This is a genomic window from Tepidiphilus olei (genome assembly GCF_006980705.1).
In the GTDB taxonomy this organism is placed as follows: domain Bacteria; phylum Pseudomonadota; class Gammaproteobacteria; order Burkholderiales; family Rhodocyclaceae; genus Tepidiphilus; species Tepidiphilus olei.
The window spans coordinates 467,376-479,267 of sequence record NZ_SBHO01000001.1; the positions used below are offsets into that span (position 1 = coordinate 467,376).

The 11,892-nt window shown below is 64.5% G+C and carries 7 protein-coding genes; 3 read left to right on the forward strand and 4 right to left on the reverse strand.

The features are described from left to right. Window positions 1-27: 27 nt before the first annotated feature. Genes lpdA through aceE form a run of 3 tightly spaced genes read right to left on the reverse strand, consistent with a single transcriptional unit; the run spans window position 28 to window position 6,001 of the window. Window positions 28-1,896 carry a dihydrolipoyl dehydrogenase gene (gene lpdA / locus EPD80_RS02295; protein ID WP_142809071.1) on the reverse strand — a complete coding sequence of 623 codons (1,869 nt, stop codon included), beginning with the start codon at window positions 1,894-1,896 and terminating at the stop codon, window positions 28-30. A gap of 16 nt (window positions 1,897-1,912) precedes the next feature. Then, entirely contained in the window at window positions 1,913-3,298 is a 1,386-nt protein-coding gene (locus EPD80_RS02300; RefSeq protein ID WP_142809072.1) for a dihydrolipoyllysine-residue acetyltransferase, read from the reverse strand. A 12-nt stretch (window positions 3,299-3,310) separates the two neighbouring features. Next, window positions 3,311-6,001, reverse strand: coding sequence for a pyruvate dehydrogenase (acetyl-transferring), homodimeric type (gene aceE / locus EPD80_RS02305; protein ID WP_142809074.1), 2,691 nt, complete (start codon window positions 5,999-6,001; stop codon window positions 3,311-3,313). Window positions 6,002-6,188: 187 nt separating this feature from the next. On the opposite strand from aceE, the gene EPD80_RS02310 reads away from it, so the two are divergent. Together EPD80_RS02310 and EPD80_RS02315 are read left to right on the forward strand one after the other, a co-directional pair. Then, window positions 6,189-8,255 (forward strand): PAS domain-containing sensor histidine kinase, encoded by a 2,067-nt coding sequence (locus EPD80_RS02310; RefSeq protein ID WP_142809076.1) that lies wholly within the window; start codon window positions 6,189-6,191, stop codon window positions 8,253-8,255. A 2-nt stretch (window positions 8,256-8,257) separates the two neighbouring features. Continuing rightward, a complete protein-coding gene (locus tag EPD80_RS02315) occupies window positions 8,258-8,905 on the forward strand; it encodes a response regulator transcription factor (RefSeq protein WP_142804452.1) in 648 nt (215 codons plus the stop codon). A 3-nt stretch (window positions 8,906-8,908) separates the two neighbouring features. Here the strand turns inward: EPD80_RS02315 and EPD80_RS02320 are convergent, their stop codons facing one another. After that, the gene (locus tag EPD80_RS02320) at window positions 8,909-10,429 is read right to left on the reverse strand and encodes an NAD(P)H-hydrate dehydratase (RefSeq protein ID WP_142809078.1); all 1,521 of its coding nucleotides are present in this window, start codon (window positions 10,427-10,429) and stop codon (window positions 8,909-8,911) included. Window positions 10,430-10,506: 77 nt separating this feature from the next. On the opposite strand from EPD80_RS02320, the gene tig reads away from it, so the two are divergent. Further along, window positions 10,507-11,826: a trigger factor gene (gene tig / locus EPD80_RS02325; RefSeq protein ID WP_142804454.1), complete on the forward strand. Its 1,320-nt coding sequence runs from the start codon at window positions 10,507-10,509 to the stop codon at window positions 11,824-11,826. Window positions 11,827-11,892: the final 66 nt, after the last annotated feature.

Sequence of the window (11,892 nt, forward strand, 5' to 3'; positions counted from 1 at the left end):
TCTTCCCCGCCGACAACGGCAAGGAACTCACCGCTTGCGCGCAGGAGGAAGGTCGGTGCAGCTCCCCTCGGCGACTTCCGCGGCCAGACCCACCGTCTCGATGAGCGTCGGGTGGGGATGGATGGTACGGGCAATGTCGCCTGCTTCCGCCCCCATTTCGATCGCCAGGCAGATTTCACCGATCAGATCCCCGGCGCTGGCGCCGACGATGGCGCCACCGACCAGGCGGTGTGTTTCGGCGTCGAACAGCAGTTTGGTGAATCCTTCCTCGCAACCGTTGGCGATCGCTCGGCCCGAGGCGGCCCAGGGAAAGACGGCCTTTTCCACTTCGAGACCGCGGGCCTTGGCTTCGGCCTCGGTGAGTCCGGCCCAGGCGATCTCGGGGTCGGTGTAGGCCACCGAGGGGATCTGCAAGGCATCGAACGCCGCTTTCCGGCCGGCGGCCGCTTCCGCCGCCACGTGCCCTTCGTGCACGGCTTTGTGGGCGAGCATCGGATTGCCGGTGAGGTCTCCGATGGCGAAGATGTGGGGCACGTTGGTGCGTCGTTGCGGGTCGACGGGGATGAATCCTCGTTCGTCGAGGTGCACGCCCGCCGCTTCCACTCCCAAGAGAGGCCCATTGGAGCGACGGCCCACGGCCACGAGCACGAGGTCGTAGCGTTGCGCTTCCTTGGGCGCTGCTTCCCCCTCGAAACTCGCCCAGATGCCGTCTGCTCGCGCCTCCAGCGCCGTGGTGCGCGTGTTGCGGTACAAGGCGGCGAAACGGCTGGCGTTTTTCTTCTCCCACACGCGCACGAGGTCACGGTCGGCGCCGGGAAAGAGATCGGCCGTGGCTTCCACCACGTCGACCGCGGCGCCGAAAGCGGCGTAGACCGTGCCCATTTCCAGACCGATGATGCCCCCGCCGATCACCAGCATGCGTTGGGGAATAAAGGGCAGTGCAAGCGCACCGGTGGAATCCACCACCCGCGGGTCGTCGGGCTGGAACGGCAGGCGTACCGGTCGCGAACCGGCGGCGAGGATCGCCTGTTCGAATTGCACGATTTCGACGGCCCCGGTTTCACGCGCAGGATCGCCCTCCATGCGCCGCACTTCGAGGTGATGGGGGCCGACGAGCCGACCTTCCCCCTGCAGCACCCGCACGCCGCGCGCCTTGGCCATGCCCGCGAGGCCCTTGGTCAGCCGTCCGACGACTTCGTCCCGGTGCGCCCGCACCCGTTCGAGGTCGATTTTCGGCGCTTCGAAGACGATCCCGGCCTGGGCAAGCTGCGTGCGCGCTTCGATGCCGGAGGCTAGATGCAGCAGGGCCTTGGAGGGGATGCAGCCCACGTTGAGGCACACGCCGCCGAGCACGGGTTCGCGCTCGACCAGCAGCACGTCGAGCCCGAGATCGGCCGCGCGGAAGGCGGCGGAATAGCCGCCGGGGCCGCCGCCGAGTACGAGCAGCTGACAGCGGTGGTGGACTTCGCCGGCGAAGGCGGGCGCGGACGACGCTACCGCCGCTGCCTCGGATCGAGGGACGGAATGCGTCTCCGCCGCTGGCACGGGAGCCGATCCGGACTGCGCCGTGGCGGCTGCGTTCGCTTCGACGCCGCGCTGGACTGGCGTGGCCACGTCGCCGGGGGGCTGAGAGGCTTGCTCGGATGCTCGATCCGCTTCTTTGGCTTCCAGGCGGATGACGGGGGTGCCTTCGGAGACCTTGTCGCCGACCTGGACGAGCACCTCGCGCACGATGCCGGCCACGGGGCAGGGCACGTCCATGGTGGCTTTGTCCGATTCGAGGGTGCAGATCGGGTCTTCGGGCGCGAGCACGTCGCCGGGCTTGACCAACACCTCGATCACCGGCACGTCGTGATAGTCGCCGATGTCCGGTACCTTCACTTCGATGAGGGACATGGGATTCGCCTCCGTTTCAGAGCAGCACCCGCCGGAAATCGGCGAGCAGCTGGGCAAGGTGGGTGGTGAAACGCGTGGCGTACGCCCCGTCGATGACGCGATGATCGGCCGTGAGCGACAGCGGCAGGATTTGGCGCGGCACGAACGCCTTGCCGTCCCATACCGGTTTGACGGCGATCTTGTTCACGCCGAGGATCGCCACCTCGGGCGCGTTGATGATGGGGGCAAACCCCGTACCACCGATGCCGCCCAAGCTGGAGATGGTGAAGGTGGCGCCCTGCATCTCGGCCGGCTTGAGTTTGCCTTCGCGCGCCTTGCGGGCGAGTTCGGCCGTTTCGGCGGCGATCTCACGCAGCCCCTTCTTGTCGGCCTCTTTCAGCACCGGCACCACCAGACCTTGCGGCGTGTCGGCGGCAAAGCCGATGTGGTAGTAGCGCTTGTAGACGAGCTTGTCCCCGTCGAGGCTGGTGTTCATGTCGGGGAAGCGCTGCAGCGCTGCCACCACCGCCTTGATGAGGAAGGCGAGCATGGTGAACTTGAGCCCTTCCTTTTCGTGCTCGCGGTTGAGTTCGCGGCGGAAGGCTTCGAGCTCGGTGACGTCGGCCTCGTCGTGGTAGGTGACCGCCGGGATCATGATCCAGTTGCGCGCGAGGTTCGCCGCCGAGATCTTCTTGATGCGCCCTAGCTCCTTGACCTCGATCGGGCCGAACTTGGCGAAGTCTACCTTGGGCCAGGGTGGCAACTCTAAGCCGGCGAGCAACGAGCCGCCGCCCGCTTTGGACGGCTCCCTGGTTTCACTTTGCATCACGCGCTTGACGTAGGCGACGACGTCTTCACGCAGAATGCGCCCGTTGGGCCCGGACGGAGTGACTTTGGAGAGATCGACCCCGAGCTCGCGGGCAAAGGCGCGCACCACGGGGCTGGCGTGGATCTTGCCGCCGAGCTGGATCGGTGTGGGCGAAATGGGAGACGGTGTCAGGGGTTCGGCGACGGGCGCCCAAACCGCCGCACCGGCGACCGAGGCCGGTCGCGGTGACGCGGCAGGAGGGGTGGGTTCGCCGACTTCCGCCGTGGCGGCTGCGTTCGCTTCGACGCCGCGCTGGACTGGCGTGGCCACGTCGGCGGGGGGCTGAGAGGCTTGCTCGGATGCTCGATCTGCTTCTTTGGCTTCCAGGCGGATGACGGGGGTGCCTTCGGAGACCTTGTCACCGACCTGGACGAGCACCTCACGCACGATGCCGGCCACGGGGCAGGGCACGTCCATCGTGGCTTTGTCCGATTCGAGGGTGCAGATCGGGTCTTCGGGCGCGAGCACGTCGCCGGGCTTGACCAACACCTCGATCACCGGCACGTCGTGATAGTCGCCGATGTCCGGTACCTTCACTTCGATGAGGGATGCCATCGGGAGTCTCCTTTAGGCCGTGCGCGGGTTGGGTTTGGCGGGATCGATGCCGTATTTGGCGATGGCCTCGGCCACCTTGCTTCGCGGCAATTCACCGTCTTCGGCGAGCGCCATGAGTGCGGCGAGCGTCACCCAGTGCCGATCGACCTCGAAATGGAAGCGCAGCTTCTCGCGGGTGTCGGAGCGCCCGAATCCATCGGTACCCAGCGTGTAATAGGTGCGTTTGACGAAAGGACGAATCTGCTCGGCGAAGAGTTTGACGTAGTCGGTCGCGGCGACCGCCGGGCCGCGATGACCGGAAAGTTTGCGCTCGACGTGGCTCTTGCGCGGTGCTTCCAGGGGGTGCAGCAGGTTCCAGCGCGCCGTGTCCTGGCCGTCGCGGGCGAGCTCGTTGAAGCTCGTGCAGCTCCAGACGTCAGCGGCCACGCCCCAGTCCTCACGCAGGATGTCGGCCGCGGCCATCACTTCGCGCAGGATGGAGCCGCACCCCATGAGCTGCACGCGGGGCGCGTCGCCGGCCGGGGCAGCGCGCAGCAGATACATTCCCTTGAGAATGTCCTCGCGCACGCTCTCGCCTTCGGGCATGGGCGGATGCTCGTAGTTCTCGTTGAGCACGGTGATGTAGTAGAAGACGTCTTCCTGCTCCGCCATCATGCGCCGCAAACCTTCGTGCACGATCACGGCGAGTTCGTACTGGAAGGTCGGGTCGTAGCTGATGCAGTTGGGCACGACGTGCGCGAGCACGTGACTGTGGCCGTCCTGGTGCTGCAGCCCCTCCCCGTTCAGCGTCGTGCGCCCCGAGGTGCCGCCAATGAGAAATCCTCTCGAACGTTGATCTCCCGCCGCCCAGATGAGATCCATGGTGCGCTGGAAGCCGAACATCGAGTAGAAGATGTAGAAGGGGATCATGATCACGTCGTGCACGCTGTAGCTCGTGGCCGCCGCGATCCAACTGCAGGTCGCGCCCGCCTCGTTGATCCCTTCTTCGAGGATCTGACCGTCGCGCGATTCCTTGTAGAACATCAGCTGGTCATGATCCTCGGGAACGTATTTCTGCCCTTCCTGGTTCCAGATGCCGAACTGGCGGAACATTCCCTCCATGCCGAAGGTGCGCGACTCGTCCGGCACGATGGGTACCACGCGTTTGCCGATCTTCTTGTCGCGCATGAGCTGGATCATCATGCGCACCAGCGCCATGGTCGTGGAGATCTCGCGCCCTTCGCCGCTGCCGGTAAAGAATGAAGCAAACGATTCGAGCGGAGGAATCTCCAGCGATTCGCTCGCCTTCTGCCGTCGCTGCGGCAGATAGCCGCCCAGCGCCTGGCGCCGTTCGTGCATGTAGCGCGCCTCGCGCGAGTCGGGGGCAAAGGTGAGGAAAGGCAGGGCATCGATCTGGTCGTCGGGAACGGGCAGTTGAAAGCGGTCGCGGAAACTGCGGATCGCGTCGTGATCCATCTTCTTCGCCTGGTGGGCGATGTTCATCGCCTCGCCCGCCTGTCCCATGCCGTAGCCCTTGATGGTCTTGGCGAGGATCACCGTCGGCTGACCCTCGTGCTCGACGGCGGCCTTGTACGCGGCGTACACCTTGAAGATGTCGTGGCCGCCGCGGTTGAGCTGCCAGATCTCCTCGTCGGTCCAGTCGGCCACCAGCGCCTTGAGTTCCGGCGTGTTGAAAAAATGCTCGCGGATGTAGGCTCCGTCCTTGGCGCGGAACGTCTGATAGTCCCCGTCGCACAGCTCCATCATGCGTTTTTTCAGGATGCCTTTCTTGTCGCGGGCAAAGAGCGCGTCCCAGCGCGACCCCCAGATCACCTTGATGACGTTCCAGCCGGCGCCACGGAATTCGGCTTCCAGCTCCTGGATGATCTTGCCGTTGCCGCGCACGGGGCCGTCGAGCCGCTGCAGGTTGCAATTGATGACGAAGATGAGATTGTCGAGCTTCTCGCGCGCCGCCAGGCCGATCGCCCCCAGCGTCTCGACCTCGTCGACCTCACCATCGCCGATGAAGCACCATACTTTGCGTTTGGCGGCTCGTTCCGCGTCGAGCAGCCCCCGGCAGGCGAGATATTTGATGAAGCGTGCCTGATAGATCGCCTGGATGGGACCCAAGCCCATGGAAACGGTAGGGAATTGCCAGAAAGCCGGCATCAACCAAGGGTGGGGATAGGAGGAAAGCCCCTTGCCGTCGATCTCACGGCGATAATTGATGAGCTGCTCTTCCGTGAGCCGGCCGAGCATGAAGGCGCGGGCATAGATCCCGGGCGCGGAGTGCCCCTGGAAAAAAACGAGGTCCCCCAGATGATGCTCATTCGGCGCACGGAAAAAGTGGTTGAAGCCGACGTCGTAGAGTACGGCGGCCGAGGCGAACGAGGCGATGTGTCCGCCCACGTTGGAATCGCGGTTGGCACGCACCACCATGGCCATCGCGTTCCAGCGGATGTAGGAGTGGATCTTGATCTCGAGGTCGGGGTTGCCGGGATACGGTGGCTGCAACTCGACGGGAATGGTGTTGATGTAGGCGGTGTTGGCCGAGTAGGGGATGTCGACTCCATGTTCTCGCGCTTCTTCGATCAAGGTCTCCACGAGCGCATGCGCCCTTTGTGGGCCCTCATGCTCGATGACGGCATCGAGAGCTTCCAGCCATTCCTGCGTCTCTGAGGGATCGGGATCGGGATGCACGTGATGCTGGGACTGGACGGACATGAGAGGCTCCTTTCGCGGACGACGTCCCGCAATATAAAATTTAATTTCACGAAGTGCAATCGTGCGGTGCACCATCCCCGGTGCCAGGCATGCTTACGGGTTTTCCCTAGTGGCCAGAAATCACTGAATGCGCCACAGTTCGGCCTGGTGAAGCGAATTTTTTCCTCGTCGTGCGATCGCAGGTTTTATGAACGGTGACCGACCCCCTTTGCTGCGTTCCGATCGCCCGCTTCGCATCGGCGCCGCGACGGCTTTCGTCCTGCTCTTCATGGTAGGCGCTCTCGCCATGCTTTTCCAGTGGGGAAGCGGATGGCGCAATGGCTCGGCCGACGCAGAGATGCTGACCATGCTGCTGGTGATCGTAGCGCTCGGGGCCTGGGTGATCGTACTCCTCATTCGCGCACGGCAGCAGGAACTGGCCCTGCTCCGGGTCGAGCGCGAACGTGACCGCTTGTTCCACTTCTCGCTCGATCTGCTGGCGGTGATGGAGCCAGACGGCAAGATCCTGCGCTGTAATGCTGCTTTCCCCCGCGTGCTCGGTTATACCGAGCGGATGTTGCGGCGAAAATCCCTCATCGATCTCGTGCACCCCGACGATTTAGGCGAGACGATGACGGCGCTGAGACAGCTCTCGAGCGGAGAGGCGGTAGAGTTCGTCGTGCGCGTGCGCAGCATCACCGGAGAGTATCGCTGGCTGTCGTGGCGTATCAACCCCGTCAATGACGAAGATGCCTGCTATGCCATCGCCCACGACATCACGCGGGCAAAGCAGACCGAAGAGGCCTTACAGGCCGAGATGGCGTTTCGGCGCGCGATGGAGGAGTCTCTCGTCACGGGGTTGCGGGCGATCGACCTGCAGGGTCGTATCATCTATGTCAATTCGGCCTTCTGTCGACTGGTAGGTTTTAGCGAAGCGGAATTGCTCGGGTGCAGTCCACCTTTTCCCTATTGGCCGGAAGAGTCGATCGAGTCTTGCTGGGAGAGCCTGCGCATGACGCTCTCGGGCCGTTTCCCCACCGAAGGTTTCGACATGCGCATAAGTCGTAAGGACGGCGAGCGGATCGATGCGCGTTTCTACCTTTCCGCGCTCATCGACGGCGAGGGGCGGCACACCGGTTGGATGGCGGCCGTGACCGACGTGACCGAGGCCCGGCGGGCACGTGCGGCTCTCGAAGCCGCGCAAGATCGTTTCGCCGCGGTGCTAGAAGGGCTCGATGCCGCGGTCTTCGTCGCCGATTGGGCGAGCGACGAAATCCTCTTCGCCAACCGGGCATTCAAGCGCATCTATGGCTTCGACGCGGTGGGACAAAGGGCGGCGGCCTTGGGGGTGCCTCGGCCGATCTCCCCCGAGCCGGAAGGATCTCACCCCGACGAAGAGACGCTGCCCCGCGAGCTCTTCGACGGCGAAGTGCAGCATCCAGAATCCGGGCGCTGGTACCATGTGCACGAGCAGCTCTCGCGCTGGGTCGACGGGCGGATCGTACGCATGGCGATCGCCACCGACATCACGGTGCTCCAGCATCTACGTGCGCTGGAGTTGCAGCGTCAGGCCCAATTACAGCAAACGGCACGGCTCATCACCATGGGTGAGATGGCCTCCACGCTCGCCCACGAGCTCAACCAGCCGCTGGCGGCGATCGCCAATTATTGCCGCGGAGGAATGAGTCGCTTGGCGCAGGGCCGGCTCGACGAGGCTGCCACGTGGGCCGTACTGGATAAGGCGGCGACGCAGGCCGAGCGTGCCGGTTCCATTCTGAATCGCATCCGCGACTTCGTGCGTAAGTCCGAGCCCAGGCGCGACGTGGTGCCGCTCGCCGACATCGTGGCGGGCGCCGTCGAGATCATGACGCCCGAAGCCAAGCGCAACAACGTGCGTCTTCTGGTAGAGCTCCCCGCGGGTTTGCCGGAAGTGCGAGCCGACCCGATCCTGATCGAACAGGTGCTGGTGAATCTGATTCGCAACGGAATCGAAGCGATGTCCCGGACGAAGCCCGCGGCACGCCAGATCCGACTGCAGGCGAGCCGGCAGGACGAGCGCTACGTGGCTGTGTCGGTGATCGATCGCGGCCGGGGTCTGTCGCCCGAGGAGCGTGAGCAGATTTTCACCTCGTTTTTCACCACCAAGCCCGACGGTCTGGGAATGGGTCTGAAGATCTGCCGCTCCATCGTCGAATTCCACGAAGGGCGGCTCACGGTCGACGACAATCCCCTGGGCGGAACGGAGTTCCGCTTTACCTTGCCCGTGGAGGCGTAAGAATGAACGGGATGGAGGAGGAGCCCCTCGTACATGTCGTCGATGATGACGAAGCGATGCGGGATTCCTTGCTATGGCTGCTCGAAGGCAGTGGGCATCGTGTGCGCACTTACGCTGATGCGGCATCCTTCCTTGCCACCATCGGACCGTCGGGTAGCGGCTGTGTGTTGCTCGACGTGCGCATGCCGGGCATGAGTGGTTTGGAGCTCTTCGAGGAGCTGCGCCGACGCGAGCTGCCGCTGCCGGTGATCTTCATCACTGGACACGGCGATATTCCCATGGCGGTGCGGATGTTGCGCAAGGGGGCGGTCGATTTCCTCGAGAAACCGTTTTCCGATGCTCAGCTCCTCCAATGCATCGAGGAGGCGCTGGCGCGCTCGCGTATTTTGCGAGAACGGCGAGGACGGCGCTCAGAGATCGAGCGCCGGTTCGAGACCCTGTCGCAGCGGGAGCGCGAAGTGCTCATGCTCATCGTCGCCGGTCGCCTCAACAAGCAGGTCGCCGACGACCTGGGGATCTCGATCAAGACGGTGGAAGTCTATCGCTCTCGTGTGATGGAGAAGATGGGCTGTGATTCGCTCGCCGAGCTGGTGCAGACGATGACGTGGTGGGAGGAGGAGCGGGCCCGCCCCTGGGGGCAGATCGAGTAGTAATCAAAGCGCTTTTCGATTCCGCTCGGACCATTCATTCACCAGCTGCCGCGCCGCCGCCACCGTCTCGCTGGCGGTGAGCCCGATCGGACCAATGCCTTCCGCGGCGAGCCGGTCGGCTGCGGCGCCATGCAGGAAGGGGCCGAAGCGTGCCGCCAGCGCTACCGGCCAGCCCTGGGCGAGCAAGGACCCGAGCAAGCCGCTGAGCACGTCCCCCATACCGGCGCTCGCCATGCCCGGATTCCCTGTAGGGTTGATCGCCCAAGCGCCGTCGGGGTCGGCCACGACCGAGCCGCAGCCCTTGAGCACGACGTGCGCCCGATACCGCCGGGCGAGCTCCAGCGCCGCGGCGACGCGATCCCTCTGCACCGTCGCCACGTCGGTGCCGAGCAGCCGCGCGGCCTCCATCGGGTGGGGCGTGAGGATCGCCGGGATCGAACGCCCGCGCAGGGACTCCTGCAATTCGGCGTCGACGGCCAGGCGATTGAGCCCGTCGGCGTCGAGCACGAGCGGCAGGGGAGCGGGGAGAAGACGCGCGAGCAGGGCGCGGGCTTCGGCCGAGGCGCCCAAGCCCGGCCCGACGACGAGGACGTCGACGCCACGTTCGGGAATCGCGTTTCCCACCATCAATTCCGGATGCACCGGACTGAAGGAGGGGATGTTCGGGTCGAGCGCGCACAACGTCACCTTGCCGGCGCCGGTGGCGAGCGCCGCGTATCCGGCGAGAAAAGCCGCCCCGCTCATGCGCGGCGCCCCGCCTACCACCAGCACGTGGCCGAAACTTCCCTTGTGGGTGTTCTGGCGCCGTGGCCGCAGAGGGCCGGCGAAAGCGTCCAGCCCGAGCAAACGGCCTTGCCCCGGATCGTGGCGCGACGGATCGATGCCCAGCGCGTCGACCATGACTTTGCCGGCCCGATCCGGGCCGTCGAGCGTGTGCAGGCCGGGCTTGTCGGCAAGGAAAGTCGAGGTGAGGTCCGCCGTGAAACAGGGTCCCGTGCAGCGCCCCGTGTCGGCATCGAGGCCGCTGGGCACATCCACCGCCAGTTTGAACGCCGTCTGCGCCAGGCTCCATTCGATCCAGGAAGCATAGGGTTCGCCGATGGGACGCGCAAGACCGATACCGAAGAGGGCATCCACGATCGCCGCCGGAGGGGCTTCGAGCGCTTCCGGTCCGGGCAAGACGACCCCACCGGTTGCCATGAACGCTTCGCGCGCCGCCGCGGCTTCCCCTCCCGATCGCCCTCCGTCGAAGCGACAGATCACCACGGCGCGCCGTCCGAGGGCAAGCAGACGACGCGCCGCGACGAACCCGTCCCCCCCGTTGTTGCCCGGCCCGCACAGAACGCATACCAAACCGCCGGGCGGAACGTGCGCGATCACCGAGCGGGCGATCGCTGCACCGGCCCGCTCCATCAGCGGCGGATCGGCCAGGGGGACTTCCATCGCCTCGATCGCCCGGATTTCCTGCAGACGGAGCAAGGGGCGGGAAGAAAGGGGCGCAGTGAAAGAGGAAACGAAAGGCATGGCGCGGCTCCCGGCTGGAGATCAAACCATGTTAGAATGAAAAACCGTTTTTACCCACCCAATTGCAAGGAACTCGGATGGAAGTCGCCGAACAGACGCCCGCGCAGCAGCCCGTCAATCCGCTCGAGCGTTCGCTCACGCTCGAGATCCCCGTCTCTGAGGTCGAGAAAGAGGCCGAGAAACGGCTCAAGCGTATCGCGCCCACCGTGAAGATGCCCGGTTTTCGTCCGGGCAAGGTGCCCATGCGCCTCGTCAAACAAATGTATGGGAACGAGACTTGGGCCGAAGCGGTGAGTGAGGCGATCGAACGCAGCTTCAACGAATCGGTCGCGCGCGAGGGTTTGCGCGTGGCGGGAAATTTTCGCATCGAACCTGCCGAATCGGCCGATTCGGCCATGCTCGCATTCACCGCCAAGTTCGAAATCTACCCCGAGATCGAACTGGCCGATCTCTCCGAACACACCGTGGAGCGGGTGAACCTCGAAGTCACCGACGCCGAGGTCGACAAGACCCTCGAGCGCCTGCGCAAGCAGCGCGCCACTTGGCGTGAAGTCGAGCGCCCGGCGCAGGAAGGTGATCGCGTCACCGTCTCCTACGTAGCCCGCAAAGACGGCGAAGAAGTCGAAAATGGGCGCATCGAGAATTATGCTTTCGAAATTGGCGCAGGGACCTTGCTCGAGCCCATCGAAAAAGCGCCGATCGGGATGCGCGCGGGCGAGACCAAGACCTTCGAAGTCACCTTCCCCGAAGGTGAAGAGAGCAAGTTCGCCGGCCAAACACTCCAGTTCGAGCTCACGGTGCATAAAGTCGAAGAGCCCGAGCTTCCTGGGGTCGACGCCGACTTCGCCCGTGCGCTCGGCATCGAAGATGGCGACGTGCAGAAACTGCGCGACGAAATCCGCGCTTCGCTCGAGCGCGAGCTCAAGCAGCGACTCGACGCCGATCTGAAAAAACAAGTGTTCGACCTCTTGCTCGCCGCCCACGAGTTTGCCGTCCCAAGTGCGCTCGTCGAACTCGAGGCCGAACAGCTCCTGGAGCGGGCCAAGCGCGATCTGCAGATGCGCGGATTCGATGCCAACCAGCTCAAACTCTCGCCCACGTTCTTCGAAGAAGAAGCCCGGCGACGGGTTCGTCTTGGGCTGCTCATCGGCGAAATCGTCAAGCGCCATGAGCTCAATGCCTCGCCGGAGCAGGTGAGGGCGTTCATCGAGGAAATGGCATCCGAATACGAACGGCCACAGGAAGTCGTCGATTGGTATCATGCCGACCGACAGCGACTGGCCACCATCGAAGCGGTCGTCATCGAAGACAACGTGGTGCAATGGGTTCTGGAGCGAGTTCGGGTTACCGAAAAAACCGTCGACTTCGACGAATTCATGGCGCAGAAACCCGTCTGAGCCGAGCGGCGCGGCTGCGGTGCATTTTTGCCTCGGCCGCGAACTTACCGTCTTTTTTTGCGTCGA